General features: G+C 68.7%; 16 protein-coding genes. 8 read left to right on the plus strand and 8 right to left on the minus strand.

Annotation, left to right across the window (positions count from 1 at the left end):
• Positions 1–307: 307 nt before the first annotated feature.
• From rimM to HBB12_RS14560, 4 genes are all read right to left on the minus strand, one after another.
• Positions 308–1,003 (minus strand): ribosome maturation factor RimM, encoded by a 696-nt coding sequence (gene rimM / locus HBB12_RS14545; RefSeq protein ID WP_442919264.1) that lies wholly within the window; start codon positions 1,001–1,003, stop codon positions 308–310.
• A 7-nt stretch (positions 1,004–1,010) separates the two neighbouring features.
• Positions 1,011–1,370: a 30S ribosomal protein S16 gene (gene rpsP, locus HBB12_RS14550; RefSeq protein ID WP_139034811.1), complete on the minus strand. Its 360-nt coding sequence runs from the start codon at positions 1,368–1,370 to the stop codon at positions 1,011–1,013.
• 76 nt (positions 1,371–1,446) lie between these two features.
• Positions 1,447–3,075, minus strand: a complete 1,629-nt coding sequence (gene ffh, locus HBB12_RS14555) for a signal recognition particle protein (RefSeq protein WP_236990006.1) — start codon at positions 3,073–3,075, stop codon at positions 1,447–1,449.
• A gap of 33 nt (positions 3,076–3,108) precedes the next feature.
• Positions 3,109–3,330: an eL24 family ribosomal protein gene (locus tag HBB12_RS14560; RefSeq protein ID WP_236990007.1), complete on the minus strand. Its 222-nt coding sequence runs from the start codon at positions 3,328–3,330 to the stop codon at positions 3,109–3,111.
• Between the two features lie 276 nt (positions 3,331–3,606).
• Between HBB12_RS14560 and HBB12_RS14565 the strand changes: the two genes are divergently transcribed.
• Positions 3,607–4,059: a hypothetical protein gene (locus HBB12_RS14565; RefSeq protein ID WP_236990008.1), complete on the plus strand. Its 453-nt coding sequence runs from the start codon at positions 3,607–3,609 to the stop codon at positions 4,057–4,059.
• 298 nt (positions 4,060–4,357) lie between these two features.
• On the opposite strand, the gene HBB12_RS14570 is transcribed toward HBB12_RS14565, so the two are convergent.
• Entirely contained in the window at positions 4,358–8,245 is a 3,888-nt protein-coding gene (locus HBB12_RS14570) for a glycosyltransferase (protein ID WP_236990009.1), read from the minus strand.
• A 323-nt stretch (positions 8,246–8,568) separates the two neighbouring features.
• Here HBB12_RS14570 and aroC point away from each other — a divergent pair, with 323 nt between their 5' ends.
• Positions 8,569–9,678, plus strand: coding sequence for a chorismate synthase (aroC, locus tag HBB12_RS14575; RefSeq protein WP_236990010.1), 1,110 nt, complete (start codon positions 8,569–8,571; stop codon positions 9,676–9,678).
• 275 nt (positions 9,679–9,953) lie between these two features.
• Positions 9,954–11,048 (plus strand): 3,4-dihydroxy-2-butanone-4-phosphate synthase, encoded by a 1,095-nt coding sequence (gene ribB, locus HBB12_RS14580; RefSeq protein ID WP_236992782.1) that lies wholly within the window; start codon positions 9,954–9,956, stop codon positions 11,046–11,048.
• 54 nt (positions 11,049–11,102) lie between these two features.
• On the opposite strand, the gene HBB12_RS14585 is transcribed toward ribB, so the two are convergent.
• Positions 11,103–12,032, minus strand: coding sequence for a histone deacetylase family protein (locus HBB12_RS14585; RefSeq protein ID WP_236990011.1), 930 nt, complete (start codon positions 12,030–12,032; stop codon positions 11,103–11,105).
• Positions 12,033–12,256: 224 nt separating this feature from the next.
• On the opposite strand from HBB12_RS14585, the gene HBB12_RS14590 reads away from it, so the two are divergent.
• The 4 genes from HBB12_RS14590 (at position 12,257) to HBB12_RS14600 (ending at position 14,203) form a co-directional block, all read left to right on the plus strand.
• Complete coding sequence (locus HBB12_RS14590; protein WP_236990012.1) at positions 12,257–12,871, plus strand: L,D-transpeptidase; 615 nt, start codon at positions 12,257–12,259, stop codon at positions 12,869–12,871.
• A gap of 184 nt (positions 12,872–13,055) precedes the next feature.
• Positions 13,056–13,403: a DUF1993 family protein gene (locus HBB12_RS34485; RefSeq protein ID WP_442919360.1), complete on the plus strand. Its 348-nt coding sequence runs from the start codon at positions 13,056–13,058 to the stop codon at positions 13,401–13,403.
• The gene (locus HBB12_RS34490; protein WP_442919361.1) at positions 13,310–13,570 is read left to right on the plus strand and encodes a DUF1993 family protein; all 261 of its coding nucleotides are present in this window, start codon (positions 13,310–13,312) and stop codon (positions 13,568–13,570) included. Before HBB12_RS34485 ends, HBB12_RS34490 begins: the two co-directional genes overlap by 94 nt.
• Before the next feature lie 183 nt (positions 13,571–13,753).
• On the plus strand, positions 13,754–14,203 hold the full coding sequence (locus tag HBB12_RS14600) for a hypothetical protein (RefSeq protein ID WP_236990014.1): 450 nt from the start codon (positions 13,754–13,756) through the stop codon (positions 14,201–14,203).
• 190 nt (positions 14,204–14,393) lie between these two features.
• Here HBB12_RS14600 and HBB12_RS34495 read toward each other — a convergent pair whose 3' ends face one another.
• Positions 14,394–14,891 carry a PIN domain-containing protein gene (locus HBB12_RS34495; RefSeq protein WP_442919265.1) on the minus strand — a complete coding sequence of 166 codons (498 nt, stop codon included), beginning with the start codon at positions 14,889–14,891 and terminating at the stop codon, positions 14,394–14,396.
• A complete protein-coding gene (locus HBB12_RS14605; protein WP_236990015.1) occupies positions 14,878–15,117 on the minus strand; it encodes an antitoxin in 240 nt (79 codons plus the stop codon). The genes HBB12_RS34495 and HBB12_RS14605 overlap by 14 nt, the downstream gene beginning before the upstream one ends.
• Before the next feature lie 279 nt (positions 15,118–15,396).
• Here HBB12_RS14605 and HBB12_RS14610 point away from each other — a divergent pair, with 279 nt between their 5' ends.
• A complete protein-coding gene (locus HBB12_RS14610) occupies positions 15,397–15,840 on the plus strand; it encodes a hypothetical protein (RefSeq protein WP_236990016.1) in 444 nt (147 codons plus the stop codon).
• Positions 15,841–15,910 lie beyond the last annotated feature (70 nt).

Below are 15,910 nucleotides of genomic sequence, written 5' to 3' on the forward strand. Positions count from 1 at the left end.
GTCCAAGGGAAACGGGGACGCTTTAGCCGATTCGAGCTGGGGAGGGATGGTGGATTCGCCTCTCGGGCGGCCAGGATCACCGCTTCTCCTGACAATATTTGCGACGGTGGAGAGAGGCCATGACGGTGCCCGACACTTGGGGCCTGTCGACACGGCAAGAGTGCTTTCAGACTGAAAGCCTGTTCGAAGAGGGCGACTCCCGGCACCCGAAAGCCCGTGAGAAAAATCCCACCCTCCACCTCAGGATGAGGTGGAGGGTGGGATACTTCGTGCGCTCGATCACCGGCTGGGGGAGACTGCTCGACCCTCAGGCGTCGTCCGGATCCCGCGGCGCGGCCGGGGCGAACAGGTCCTCCGGCGGATCGACGACGACGCGCCGGCCGGCGATGTCGATCTCCGGCACGAAAGCCTTGGTGAAGGGCAGGAGGGCCGGGCTGCCGCCGGTGGCCGGGGCGATCTCCAGGAGGTCGCCGCCACCGAAATTGGGCACCGCCCGCACCGTGCCGACGGGGTCGCCGTGGCAGTCGACCACCGCCAGCCCGACGAGGTCGGCGGCGAAGAACTCGTCCTCCTCCTCGGGCGCGCCGAGGCGGTCCCGCGCGACGTAGAGGGCGAGGCGATTCAGGCCCTCGGCGCCGGTGCGCCCGGAGACCCCCACGACCCGGGCGATCAGGATGTCGCCGGTGCCTGCGGCGGAGCGTAAGGACGCGATCTCGATGAGGCGGCCGTCGGCCCCGGTGAGCGGGCCGTACGACCCGATCGCCGTCGGGTCGGCGGTGTAGGATTTCAGCCGCACCTCGCCGTTGAGACCGTGGGCGCGACCGAATTCGCCGAGCAGCACGAAGCCGGGATCGGTGGCGATCCCGGTCTCGGTGCGCGCGGGCGCTGGCTTGCCGCGAAGCGGCGCGGGCGCGCCTGCGCCCCGGCGCGGATCGGAGCCCCCAGGGGCCGGACCCGAAGGGGTCTTGCCGCGTGGAGGACGGGCGTCGGGGCGGCGCGCCACGAGGCGCTTACTCGGCCGAGTCGGCGGCGGCGCCGGCCTTCTCGGCGCGGGCGGCGGCGCGCTCCTTGGACTTGGTGCCGGGCTCGGCCTTCTGCGGGTTGTTGCGGGTCGGGCGCTTGGCGAGGCCGGCGGCGTCGAGGAAGCGCAGGACGCGGTCGGTCGGCTGGGCGCCCTTGGCGAGCCAGGCCTGGACCTTCTCGGTCTCGAGGATGACGCGGGCCGGATCGTCCTTCGGCTTCATCGGGTCGTAGGCGCCGACCTTCTCGATGAAGCGGCCGTCGCGGGGAGCGCGGGCGTCGGCGACGACGATGCGGTAGTACGGGCGCTTCTTGGCGCCGCCACGGGTGAGGCGGATCTTAAGGGACATGGGTCTCTTCCTGTGCTTGAGGTTCGAGGGTTGTTCGACGATGCGGACGGGGGGATCCTGACGGATCCCGGACCGCCTACTTCTTCTTGCCGAAGGGGAGGCCGCCGAGGCCGGGCAGGCCGGGGAGCTTGCCGCCCAAGCCCGGCAGGCCGGGAGCGGCGGGGGGCGCCTTACCGGCAGGGCCTGCCGGCAGCTTGCCGGCGGGGCCGGGCGCCTTGGGACCGCCGAGGCCCGGGGGCATCGGCGGAAGGGAGGTGCCGGGCGGCAGGGATTTCTGCAGCTCGGCGAGCATTTCGGGCGTGGGCTGGGGCATGCCGCCCATCATCTTGCCCAATCCACCCATGCCCCCCATGCCACCGCCGCCGAGGCCGAACATGCTGCCGAGTGCCTGGCCGATGCCGCGCTTGCCCGAGCCCATGGCCTTCATCATGTCGGCCATGGTGCGGTGCATCTTGAGGAGCTTGTTGATCTCCGAGACGTCGACGCCGGCGCCCTTCGCCACGCGCTTCTTGCGCGAGGCCTTGAGCACGTCCGGGTTGCGGCGCTCCTCGGGGGTCATCGACGAGATGATGGCGCGCTGGCGCTTGAACATCTTCTCGTCGAGGTTGGCACCCTCGACCTGCTTCTTGATCTGGCCCATGCCGGGCAGCATGCCCATCAGGCCGCCGATGCCGCCCATCTTCTCCATCTGGGCGAGCTGCATCGACAGGTCGTCGAGGTCGAACTTGCCCTTGCGCATCTTCTCGGCGACGCGAAGGGCCTGCTCCTGGTCGATGGTCTCGGCCGCCTTCTCGACGAGCGAGACGATGTCGCCCATGCCGAGGATGCGGTTGGCGACGCGGGCCGGATGGAACTCCTCCAGCGCATCGACCTTCTCGCCGGTGCCGACGAGCTTGATCGGCTTGCCGGTGACCGCCCGCATCGACAAAGCCGCGCCGCCGCGGGAATCGCCGTCCATGCGGGTCAGCACGATGCCGGTGACGCCGAGGCGCCCGTCGAAGGCACGCGCCGTGTTGACCGCGTCCTGGCCGGTCAGCGCGTCGGCGACGAGCAGCACCTCGTGCGGGTTGGTGGCCGCCTTGACGTCGGCGGCCTCCTGCATCAGCGCCTCGTCGAGGGTGACGCGGCCGGCGGTGTCGAGCATCACCACGTCGAAGCCGCCCAAGCGGGCCGCTTCCATGGCGCGCTTGGCGATCTGCACCGCCGATTGGCCGGCGACGATCGGCAGCGACTCGACGCCGACCTGTTTCGCCAGAATCGCGAGCTGCTCCATCGCCGCCGGGCGGCGGGTGTCGAGGGAGGCGAGCAGCACCCGGCGCTTGTCGCGCTGGGTCAGGCGCCGGGCGATCTTGGCCGTGGTGGTGGTCTTGCCCGAGCCCTGCAGGCCGACCATCAGGATGCCGACGGGGGCCGGCGCGTTGAGGTCGATGATTCCGGCCTCGCCGCCCAGCATCGCCACGAGCTGGTCGTTGACGATCTTCACGACCATCTGGCCGGGCGTCACCGACTTCAGCACGACGGCGCCGACCGCCTGCTCGCGCACCTTCTCGGTGAAGGAGCGCACGACCTCGAGGGCGACGTCCGCTTCCAGCAGGGCGCGGCGCACCTCGCGCAGGGCGGCGGTCACGTCGGCCTCGGTCAGGGCGCCGCGGCGGGTCAGCCCGGACAGGATGCCGGAGAGGCGGTCGGAGAGGCCTTCGAACATGCGCGTCAGTCTCCGGGGATTATTCGTCCGAGGTCATTCTTGCAGGCCCGCGGAGGCGGCGCGCCGGGCCTGGAGGGCGCCCTCGAAGTGGCTCAGCGCCCGCTCGAACTTGTCGCGGCAACCGGGATTGCAGAAGCCGACGACCGCGCCGTTGTAGAGCGTCAGCGAGTCGGCCGCGATCGGCTTGCCCGACCAGGGGCAGAGCTCGTTCACCGCGTCCTCGATGCGCAACGGCGTAGGGTCGGTCCTGGTCATCCGGTCTCCTGCGGGCCGCCCGGTGAGGCGGCCGATCCCGAGGATTCGCCCAACGCAAGTCGCGCCCGAGGGCGCATCGCGCTGTCGGGCGTTGACCTCCGGCCTCACGGGCCGGTCGGCGTCGAGACGAGACCTCGTCTTGAGAGGCCGGGGCCTAGCCTCCTGCGCCCGCGATGTCAACGTCCGAAACCAGGTCCGCCCGGATCGAGGGCGCATTTACCGGTTCTTAACCATGCGGGAGGTTAACTGGTCCTCAAGATTTCCAGGAGATGCGGCGTGTCCGATCCCGCCTTGAAGACGCAGACCCCCGCCGCGGCGCGGCAGCCCTCCGGCCCGCTTCAGGACTGGCTCGCGACCCTGTCGCGGATCGACGCCGCCGACCAGGCGCGCGCCGCACCGCGCCGGCCGGCCGAGGCCTCGCCGGCTTGGGAGCCGCGCATCGTCGTCCCGAGCGAGCCGGCGGCGCCCGAGGCTCCTGCGGCGGCGCCTGTTGCCGAGCAGGACGATCTCGCCGCGCTGATGGCCGAGAACATGATGCTCAAGGCGCGGCTGAGGCAGGAGCACGGCCGCTACGACGAGCTGCAGGCGATGCTCGCCGACGAGCTGCGCGCATTGCGCACCCACGTGCAGCAGGAGGTCGACCGGGCCGAGGAACTGCGCGCCGAGCGCGACCTGTGGATGGCCCGGGCCGAGGCCCTGGCCCAGCCGCTGTTCCAGCCGCGGCGCTGATAAGATCCCGGAGTCGGGAGACCTTATACCAATGGCCCAGGATGCTGACGCATCGGGCCATTGATCCAACTCGAATTTTCGATTTCAAGCCAGAGGCTTGGCGAAAATTCGAGAACGGAACCAAAGGTCGTTTCCAACGACCGTTGGTATTACCCCGAGCCTCTTGCACAAGACGAAACGCCCCGGCATCGACGGATCGATGCCGGGGCGTTTCGTCTTTCCGGGTGTCATGCTCGGACGCGAAAACCCCCGGCCGCCGTCCCCGGGGGGAGGGCGGTCGGCGCCGAGGCTCGCGGGATCAGGCCCGCTTCGCCCGGTCGGCCTCGACGACCTCGCCGTAGATGACCGCGAGCTCCTCCGCCTGCTGGTCCGCCTTGCGGATCGAGGCGCTGTGATCGGGCGAGCGCAGGTGGATCGCCGGGTTGTCGTCGATGGAGCGGAGCGCCGTGAGGAGGCCGGTCTCGTCCGCCACGTCGACGACGTAGCCGTTGCGGCCTTCGACCACGCAATCGGCCACCGCGCCCCGGTCGGACGCGACGACCCAGCAGCCCGCGGCGATCGCCTCGCGGGTCACCAGGCCGTAGCTCTCCGGCCAGACCGACGGCGCGAGCAGCACGTCGATATGGGCGTAGAGGCCGCCGACGCTCGATTGCGGGAACTTGCCCCTGATCTCGACGGGCACGCTGCCCCATTCCTCCGTCACCCGCTCGTTCGGGTGCATGGCGTGGTCGATCAGCAGCAGGCTCAGGTTCCGGAACGGCTCGTTGCGGATCACGTTGCGGATCAGGCCGTAGCCCTTGTGGTCGGCGAGGCCCCCGATGAAGCCGAGGCGGACCCGGCCGGTCGGGCTCTCGGTCCGGACGACCTCGGGCAGGCGCGACACGCCGTTCTCGACCACCTCGATCCGGTCGAGGCCGACGCGCCGGCACAGGTCGCCGAACGGCTGCGATACGGTCAGGACGCGCTCGGCGCTCCTGATGCAGCGCAGCAGGGTCCGGGCCCGGACGTAATCCTCGCTCATGTAGGTGTCGAGCGGGGCCTTGCCGGTGAAGTCGTAGGTCACGACCCTCCGGTTGCCGTCGATCAGGAACTGGTGCGGCGAGATCCACCAGCCGTCGTGCATCGTGATCAGGTAGGGGATGCGGCGCCGGATCGCCGCGGTGACGCAGCTCGTGGTCAGCCGCTGGATGCAGTGGAAGTGGATCAGGTCGGGGTCGATCCGGTCGAGGACGCGGTCGAAGACGCGCTCCATCTCGGGATCCTCGACGAGGCTGTCGATGTCGGGGCGATTGGCGGCGGTGATGCAGAACACCCGCACGCCGTCGCGCACGTACCAGTCGAGGGCGTAGGGCGTCGGCCCGCCCTCGAGGGTGCAGATCACGTCGATCTGCCACTCGGGCCCGAGGATCCGCTTGAGCGAGCGGACGTTGTCGTAGACCACCCGGGTTGCGCCGCCGATGGCCTGCGGCGGGTAGAACACGTTGACGATCACGAGCTTCCTGCGCGGGGCGAGCTGGCGCGCCGTCGACCGCTCGATGGTCCCGGTCAGCTCCCGCGCCTGGCGCTCCATCCCGTAGCGGTCGAGCACGACCTGCCGGGCCGCCTCGCCGATCCGCCGCCTGTCGTCCGGTGAGCGGACCAGGCGGTCGAGGGCGGCGTGGAACGCCGCGCTCGATTCGCACAGGAAGCCGGTCTCGCCCTCGACGATCACCTCGCGATGCGTCTGCGTGGCGCTCACCACGGACGGAATGCCGAACATCGCGGCCTCCATCCACTTGATCTCGCTCTTGCAGTCGTTGAACGCGTCCGGCACCAGCACCGAGATGTTGATGTCGGCCTCGCGCAGGAGGTCCCAGTACGATCCGACATTGGCGATCGGCCGCGAGACGATGATGTACTCGGCCCAGGGGCGCAGCAGGTCCGAGACCGTCACGTCGCCGATCACCACGACGCGGATCCGGGCCCCATGGGTCTCGAACAGGCGCGCCAGCGCCGGCTCGATCAGCTGCTCGAAGTCCAGCTTGTGAGCCTTGGTGCCCGAGCCGTAGAAGATCGTGACGACGTCCCGGGCCGTGGTCCCCTGCCCTTGCGCCTGTCCCTGCATGCTGACGACATGCGGGCTGCTCAGGGCGTTCGGCTGGTGGAACACCGTGCCGGTCCGGACCCGGCGCTCGAGGTGCCGGGCGAGGCTCGGTGTCGAGGCCATGCCGTAATCGCACAAGGCGGCGGCCTCGGCGAACAGACTGACGCCGCAGGCCATCGAGGCATGCTGACGGGCGTCGATCAGGCCGGCATAGGTTTCGAGCCCTGGCGGAAAATAATCAGAGTCGAATACCAGGTCGTCGATGTCGTAGATCGTCACGATGCCGAGTTCTGCCGTCTTGGAGATGGCATCGATGACGTTGGGAAATGCGGGAACTCGGTAGAATATCGTATAGTCGATCTGCATGAGATCGGATATATACTTGTCATGATCCTTGGTATAATCGTAGACCGTAACCTCGTAGCCGGCCGCCGCGAGCTGCTCTGCCCGCTGGTCGACCCGGTAGAAGCGGCATTGCGCCAGGTCGCAATTGGCGTAGACGGCGACGCGGCGGACGGGGCTCGCGCCCACCACCGGCCGCTCCTCGTCCCGTGCGAGGCGCCGCGCGGCCTCGGTCACGCGCGTGCGTGCCTCGCCGTAGCCCGCGCGCAAGGCGACGTCCGCGCTCTTCTCCCAGACGTCGTAGAAGAATTTTTCCTGGATCTCGCGCAGCCGACGACGCAGGCCGACATCGCCCGGATACTTTTTCACGCCCGCCGCCATGGTGCACTCCGCGGCCTTCGGCTCGCCGAGCTCCAGCTGGCCTTGGGCCAAGTGGCGGAAGGTCCACTCGTTGCCGGCATCGAGCGCGACGATGTGCCGGCGCAGGCTGGTCGCCAGGACGAGATTGCCGCCGCGCTGGAGCAGGTCAGCCCGATGGTTGAGGGCGCGGGGGTGCCCAGGCGCGTAGACCAGCGCGCGCGCATACAGTTCGGCGGCCTCGACACTCTTACCCTCAATCGCGCGCGCGTCAGCCACGTCGACGATAAAGCCGGCGACCGAGGGATCGTTCAGGTCCAGCGCCCAGGCGAGCAGATTCTTTACGATCCGGCTCGGCTTGACCGGCTCGGCCTGATCCGCCCCCTGCTCCATGTGGGTCGCGACTGCGGCCTCGACCGCGCGCGGCAGCTTTGCCCCCTCGGTCGCCTGCACGAGCGCCCTCAGGTTCGGCCAGCGCGGTTCGTCCGCGTCACTCCTCAACCAGCGCCGGTAGCGCTCCTGCCGCGCTGATTCGATGGAGGAGCCGTCGGCTTCGTACTCGGCGCGGAAGAACGCGTCGTCGAAGGCGCCGTCGAGCGAGATGTCAAATTGTTCATGCTGACCGGTCTCACAGAAATGCCGAATGCATTCGGCCCGATTGAAGAATTTTCTGTTATCTCTAAGATATTTGTACCGATAATAATCATGATCGAAATATCGAGAGAAATACGGAATATTGATGCCGTGAAAGCGGGCGATCTCCTCTTCGCTGAAATAGACGAGCTGATCATCATCCGGGCGCAAGCGCTGCTTGACGGTAGCGACCGCCTCCTCGGGCTCTAGCCCTTGCGGAACTCTGATGCCGTACAGTTGCGAAACGAAGGCCGCGTCGTAGTGGGGCGGTGTGCCGTTGCGGCCTTCGGCACGGCCGTGATCGAAGTAGTGCTTCAGGCGCCCGGCCGTCGACGGGATCACCCGCGCGATGTCGGGATTGTAGACGATGTAGCTTGCGAGGTTGAAACTACGGGGAAGGCCGTTCCCCGCGACGCCCGACGCCGCGGCGAGCTGCGCACTGGCGTAGGGCCGGCGCTCCGCCCTGCCATGGTCGACGTAATGGAAGACCGCTTGGAAATCCCACTTGATCGCGGCGGCGACGTCCGGGTTCAGCCGCAGATACGTGTGGACGTCGAAATCTTTCGGAAGCCCGCTGCTGGCTGCGGCGGCAGCGCGGGCCTGGGCTTCGTTCCCGAAACGGCCCTCGACCCGCCCGAACTCGTTCCAATGCCGGACGATCTCGTCATCCGTAGCATTGTTCAAGTCGGCATAATAATCACGATAAAACCTGATGTCGAGCGCTGCGTCCTTCTTGCGCGCGCCGCGTCGTGATAGCTTGAAAAAATTCATCTCGCTCCCCGCTCTTGCCGATCGTTTCAAAAGTTTCTCATGAAAATCACTGTCCTGGTGAGGCCAGGCTCGAAATAATATCGCTAGTTCATCCAGTTCATGCTTGGATCCCCTGAAGCAATATTTCTGCCGCACTGCAAAAAGCGAGAGGATGTACGAGCCGGGCCGCGATGATGTCAAGCCACCAGGCGGCGTCGAGCACGGGCGGCAGGGCCGAACCGGGGCACCGGCTCGAGGCCGATGCCGGGCCGGTCGATGCGGGAGACCATTTCCCGTCCGGCGCAAAATGCTCTAGAGCGGCCGGATCATCGCTCGTAGCCGCCATGTCGCATAACAGCTTCGGTCACCTCTTCCGCGTCACCACCTTCGGCGAGAGCCACGGCCCGGCCCTCGGCTGCGTCGTCGATGGCTGCCCGCCGCTGATTCCGCTCGAGGCGGCGGAGATCCAGGCCGAGCTCGACCGGCGCCGGCCGGGCCAGTCGCGCTTCACCACCCAGCGCCAGGAGCCGGACCAGGTCCGCATCCTCTCGGGCGTCTTCGCCGACGACCGCACCGACGGGCGCCAGCTCACCACCGGCACGCCGATCGCGCTCATGATCGAGAACGTCGACCAGCGCTCCAAGGATTACTCGGAGATCCGCGACAGCTACCGGCCCGGCCACGCCGATTACGCCTACGACGCCAAGTACGGCATCCGCGACTATCGCGGCGGCGGCCGCTCCTCGGCCCGGGAGACCGCCGCCCGGGTGGCGGCGGGCGCGGTGGCCCGCAAGGTGCTGCCCGGGGTGACGATCCGCGGCGCCCTGGTGCAGATCGGCCCGCACGCGATCGACCGCGCCCGCTTCGACTGGGACGAGGTCCACAACAACCCGTTCTTCTGCCCGGACGCAGTCGCCGCAGGCCAATGGGCGGACTACCTCGACGGCATCCGCAAGGCGGGCTCGTCGGTCGGGGCGGTGATCGAGGTGGTGGCCGAGGGCGTGCCCGTCGGCCTCGGTGCCCCGGTCTACGGCAAGCTCGACGCGGACCTCGCCGCCGCCATGATGTCGATCAACGCCGTCAAGGGCGTTGAGATCGGCGACGGCTTCGCGGCGGCGGCCTTGCGCGGCGAGGAGAATGCCGACGAGATGCGGCCGGGGAACGATGGGCGCCCGATCTTCCTCGCCAACCATGCCGGCGGCGTGCTCGGCGGCATCTCGACCGGCCAGCCGCTGGTCTGCCGCTTCGCCGTCAAGCCGACCTCCTCGATCCTGACCCCGCGGGCGAGCGTCAGCCGCGACAACCGCCCGGTTGACGTGCTGACCAAGGGCCGCCACGACCCCTGCGTCGGCATCCGGGCGGTGCCGGTGGGCGAGGCGATGATGGCCTGCGTGCTCGCCGACCACTGGCTGCGCCACCGCGGGCAAATCGGAGAGGGCATTCAGTCTCCGTGAAGGGGACGGTCGTTTCAGTTTGACTGAAACCGCCGGCAGGCTATGACGGGAGCGTGAAACTCGGCGACTGGCTCCGACAGCAGGGCGTGACCCGCCTCGACTTCGCGCGGCGCTGCGGGCTCTCGCCGGCGGCGGTGACCGGCCTGTGCAACAACCGCGAGCCCTGGCTCTCGCGGGAGACGGCGGCGGCCGTGGCGCGCGTGACCGGCGGCGCCGTCACCCCCAACGACTTCTTGGGGGCAGAGCTTTTGGGGCTCACTGCCCTCGGACAGGAGATGCCCGTGACCCACGCATCCATCATCGAGGCCCTCGACGCCTTCGCCCGCGGCGAGATCGTGGTCGTGACCGACGACGACGACCGCGAGAACGAGGGCGACCTCGTCGTCGCCGCCTCGCTCTGCACGCCGGAGAAGATGGCGTTCATCATCCGCAACACCTGCGGCATCGTCTGCGCACCGATCACCGCTGCGGAAGCCAAGCGCCTGCGCCTCGAGCCGATGGTCGCCTCGAACGATGCCCCGCTCGGCACCGCCTTCACGGTCACGGTCGACGTCAAGCACGGGCTCACCACCGGCATCTCGGCCGAGCAGCGCTGCAACACCGCGCGGGCGCTGGCCAACGGCAACATGGGCGCCACCGATTTCGTGCGCCCCGGCCACGTCTTCCCGCTGATTGCCAAGGATGGCGGCGTGCTGATGCGCTCCGGCCATACCGAGGCCGCCGTCGACCTGTGCCGGCTGGCGAAGCTGCCGCCGGTGGGCGTGATCTGCGAGCTCGCCAACGACGACGGCACCGTGATGAAGGGGCCGCAGATCACGGCCTTCGCCGAGAAGCACGGCCTCAGGCAGATCTCGGTCGCCGAGCTGATCTCGTACCGCCAGGCGCGCGAGAAGCTGGTGGAGCGGGTCGGCACCTTCCCGGTGAAGACCGAGTGGGGCGAGATGACCGGCTACGCCTACACCACGCCGTTCGAGCCGATGCAGCAATTCGCCTTCGTGCATGGCCGCATCGGTGAGGGCCGCGACGTGCTGGTGCGGCTGCACCGCTCAAACGTGGTGGCGGACGTGATCGAGGGCGGCCGCACCATCGAGGCGGTGATGCGCCGCTTCGCACAGGAAGGCCGCGGCGTGCTCGTCTACCTGCGCGACGGCACCGCCGGCGTGCCGCTGTCGCAACTGCCCGACGGCGCCGGCGAGGACGGGCCGGAAGCCGCCCGCGTCCGTCAGTGGCGCGAGGTGGGTCTGGGCGCCCAGATCCTGCGCGATCTCGGCGTCGTCTCGATCCGCAACATCTCGAGCGCGGCGCGCTCCTATGTCGGCCTGTCGGGCTTCGGCATCGAGATCGTCGGCGACGAGCCGCCGGAGGGGTAGGGCGCCCCGGCCTCGTGCGGCGGACGGCGATCCGTTCACCGCACGGCGCGGGCGTCAATGCCCCATCAGCGTCTCGACATGGGCGGCGACCGACTTCGACAAACCGATGAGGTCGTAGCCGCCCTCCAGCAGCGACACCACCCGGCCGCCGCAGCGGCGGTCGGCGATGCCCATCACCTCCCGGGTCGCCCAGGCGAAATCGGCTTCCGTCAGCTTCAGGTTGGCGAGCGGGTCGCGCCAATGGGCGTCGAACCCGGCCGAGATCACGATCAGGTCGGGCCGGAACGCGTCGAGGCGCGGCAGCACGCCGTGGGCGAAGGCCTCCCGGAAGGTGTCGCCGTCGTCGCCCGCATGCAGCGGCACGTTGACGACGGTGTCGTGCTCGCCGCGCTCGGACGCGGCGCCGGTGCCGGGAAACAGCGGCATCTGGTGGGTCGAGGCGTACATCACGCTGGCATCGTCCCAGAAGATGTCCTGCGAGCCGTTGCCGTGATGGACGTCCCAGTCGACGAGCGCCACCCGGGCGGCGCCGTGGTGCTTCCTCGCGTGGCGCGCCGCCACCGCCGCGGTGTTGAACAGGCAGAAGCCCATGGCGCGCTCGCGCTCGGCATGGTGGCCGGGCGGGCGCATCGCCGCGAACGCATTGGCGACGCGGCCGCCCATCACCTCGTCGACGGCCCGGACCGCCGCACCGAGCGCCCGGCGGGCCGCCTCCAGCGAACCCGGGGACATCACCGTGTCGGAATCGATGCCGACCAGCCCCTCGTCCGGCGCGGCGCCGGCGATCGCCGCGACGTAGTTCTCCGGATGGGCGAGGCCCGCCACCGTGAGGTCGGCGAGCGGCGCCTGCTCGCGCACCAGGGCGGCGAAGCGCTCGTCCTCCAGCACCCGCTCGATCACCCGGATGCGGTCGGCCCGCTCGGGATGGCCCGGCGGCGTCGCGTGGTCGAGGGAGGCCGGATGGCAGAGATACAGCGTCGTCATCGTGCCCGCGTCCAGCGTTCCCGTCGGCCGGTGTCGTGACCGGCCGTCCCCGCTCCCACCGTGGCAGGGCCGGCCCCCCAACGCAACAATGGCCCGGACGCAACACCGGCGCGGCAACTTGCAGGAGCGCGTCGTCCCCGGCTTCGCGCGCTTAACGCCACGCTTTAGGCTCTGACGGCGACTGATTCGCGGACCCGCCCGCCGCCTTGCAAGGTTCTCTCCCGATGCGCCGCCCCCGCCCCGCCCTCTCGACCGTTCTGACGGGGTCCGTTCTCCTGGGGATTCTCCTGGCGCTGCCGGGCTGCCTGTACCGCGCCACCCCCGATCCCGAATTGTCGGCCCGGGACAAGGAGTGGATGGCGATGGTGCCCGAGCCGGAGATCGACCGGCGCTTCGCCCGCTACATGATCGAGGACCCGACCGGTGAGGCCCCCGGCACCATCGTGGTCGAGACGAAGGAGCGCCAGCTCTATTACGTGCTGCCCGACCGCAAGGCGATCCGCTACGGCGTCACCGTCGGCGACGAGGCCTATGGCTGGTCCGGCACGGCGCGGATGTTCCGCAAGGCGGCCTGGCCGGACTGGCACCCGCCGGCCGAGATGATCAAGCGCTGGCCCCACGTCCACGCCATGCAGGGCGGTCCCGCGAACCCGCTGGGCGCCCGCGCCCTCTACCTGGCGGACGGCACCGGCAAGGATACGCTCTACCGCATCCACGGCACCAACGAGCCGGAGCGGATCGGTCAGGCGGCGTCCTCGGGCTGCATCCGGATGCGCAACATCGACGTGGTCGACCTGTACAACCGGGTCGGCGCGGACGCGAAGGTGATCGTGCGGTAGGGCGTTCTCGATCAACGTGGATGCCGGGTCGTCGAAAGACGATGCGGCGACGATCGACGACCTGACGCGGCGCTTCAGGTCGCATCCCGGGCACCGTGCCGTCCGGGCCGCCTCGGGAAAGCCGTCTCCGTCCCGAGGAGCATCCATGCCCCTGACGCGGCAACTCGTCCCCACCTGCACGCCGATGCTGCGGGCCCTCTCGGGGTGGCTCGACAAGGCGCGCGCGCATCATGGCGCGGAGGCGGACGGCCTGATGTCCCGGCGTCTGGCGCCGGACAGGTTCCCGCTGTCGTCGCAGGTGCGCTTTGCCTGCCTGCAGGCCCAGGAGGCGACTACTGGCTCCGGAGCGAGCCCCTGCCGCAGGCCCTCGACGACCTGGCTCGCGAGGGACGGGAGGCGGGCGAGCGGCCGGGCTCCCTGTCGGAGGCGCAAGCCTGCATCGCCGCGACGCTTGCCCGGCTCGACGCCCTCGCGCCGCAGGCGCTCGATGCCGGTGCGGATTCGGCCGCGACGCTCGAACTTCCCGGCCTGACCTTCGACATGGTGGGGGACGATTACGCCCGGGACTGGGCGCTGCCGCAATTCTACTTCCACCTCGTGACCGCCTACGCCCTCCTTCGCAGCCAGGGCGTCCAGCTCGGAAAGACCGACTACGTCCCGCACATGTTCGGCTACCTGCGCCCCGGAACGGCGTCCTGATCGCGGCGGCCCGCTTTTGATCGATCCTCGCAACCATTCGGCAACGCCGTCCCGTTGCCGGGCTTTAACCTGAACAGGGATTCAGATCCCGCCGTTAACCTGTCGAAGGACTCCCGACCTGCATAGTCCTCATCACACAGGGACAAGAACCGGCACAACAAAAGCCGAAAGAGGCAGGGACAGATGATCACCATTGCGCTGCAACACTTCTGCAACCGTATCGTCGCCGCCGGCGCCCTCGGTCTCGAGGACGTGCGCGAGCTGAACCGCGCGGTGCTGCCCGACGGGCTGACCTGCCGGGAGGAGGCCGACATGCTGTTCGGCCTCGACCGGGCGATGCCCGATGCCGACGAGGCGTTCAGCGAGTGGCTGGTCGCCTCGGTGGTGGATTTCGCCGTGTGGGGCGAGCGCCCGACCGGGCACATCGACGCCGACACCGCCCACTGGCTCGCCGCCTCGCTGGCGTGCGGCCGCGGCCCGACGGCGACGGGCGCCCGCATCGCCGTCGAGGTGGTGCGCGAGGCTGAGACCAACGATCCGGTGCTGATCGCCTTCGCGCTCAAGGCCAACCGGGCCCGGGCCGGCGCCGAGGACGAGGTCGAGGAGATTCTGGCTTTCGCGGTGGCGGCGTGACCGCGGATTAACGCGTTAGGGCAACGGCCTGAAACGCCGACGGATAGATTTCGATCTCGGACAAACTTGATGTCAACGGGGCCGTCGATCGTGGCAATATTTTGATGCCGTAAGACGGTCTTGGGGAATTTGAGAGTAGGGAAAAATTTTGCTTTAGACAGGCGGTCGCACTAAATTCAGTTCTCGACCGTCAGCCAGCGGACCCGCCGAAACTCCGCCTCGTTGGCGGTGAGATCGGCGGTACCGCAAGTGCGAGAGCCTGGGCCGCGATGAGCAGATCGTTCGTCCCGATCGGCCGAGCCGCGGTCTCAAGCTCGGCGCGGATTCGTCCGTATATGACATCGGCAGGAGGCTCGAACGGGACGACATCGATCGCCTCCAGAACAGCTTCGACTTGGCGGAGAAGTCGCACCGACCCGCGCGTCGCGCAGCCGTAATGGAGTTCGGCCACAGATATGATGATAGAGCATTTTCCGACGAAGTGGATGCCGGTTCGTCGCAGAAAATGCGGCAAAATCAAAAACCTTGAGCACTTCGCGATTGCAATGCGATCGTGAAGTGCTCTAGCGGCGATGCCTCGGCTGCCGACTTGGCCGATCTTCCGGGCGACGGTTCCGGAGGGGGGCGGACCAGATCGGAGATGATGTCCGTGTCGAGCAGAACGCGCGGGTCGGTCATAGCGGATCATTGCCCAACGGCGGCAGCGTCGCGTCGAAGTCGGGAAAATCCTCCTCGATCGGTTCGAGGGTCGCCAGAACTTCCAGAAGATCCTTCTTACCGATAGGCTCCAGAATCAGGCAGTCGCCGTCGCGGCTGATGCGGACCCGATCTCCGGGCAAGGCGAACTCGGCCGGGATGCGCACGGCTTGGCTGCGATTGTTGCAGAACAGCTGCACTTCTCGTGGCTGCGGCATTGGCGTCGGTCTCGCGATGCTGGCACCGCGACGTGGCATATGCCGAGGATATACCCGCCACTCGGTTGGCTTTCAGCGCCTCTACGCATGATCGTGCGATCCCCAGCCGCTATCGCTCCGCCCTCGCAACGCTTTGGCAACGCCGTCCCGTTGCCGGGCTTTAACCTGAACAGGGATTCAGATCCCGCTGTTAACCTGTCGAAGGACTCCCGACCTGCATAGTCCTCATCACACAGGGACAAGCACCGGCACAACAAAAGCCGAAAGAGGCAGGGACAGATGATCACCATTGCGCTGCAACACTTCTGCAACCGTATCGTCGCCGCCGGCACCCTCGGTCTTGAGGACGTGCGCGAGCTGAACCGCACGGTGCTGCCCGACGGGCTGACCTGCCGGGAGGAGGCCGACATGCTGTTCGGCCTCGACCGGGCGATGCCCGATGCCGACGAGGCGTTCGGCGAGTGGCTGGTCGCCTCGGTGGTGGATTTCGCCGTGTGGGGCGAGCGCCCGACCGGGCACATCGACGCCGACACCGCCCACTGGCTCGCCGCCTCGCTGGCGTGCGGCCGCGGCCCGACGGCGACGGGCGCCCGCATCGCCGTCGAGGTGGTGCGCGAGGCCGAGACCAACGATCCGGTGCTGATCGCCTTCGCGCTCAAGGCCAACCAGGCCCGGGCCGGCGCCGAGGACGAGGGGATCATCTCCTACGCGGTTGCTGCGTGAGATCGGGCTTCGCCCTTTTGCGCCGCGTGAGAACGGGCTTCGCCCGTTTGGCCGAGAACAGCCGGCTTTG

Source organism: Methylobacterium sp. SyP6R (assembly GCF_019216885.1).
Taxonomy (GTDB): Bacteria; Pseudomonadota; Alphaproteobacteria; order Rhizobiales; family Beijerinckiaceae; genus Methylobacterium.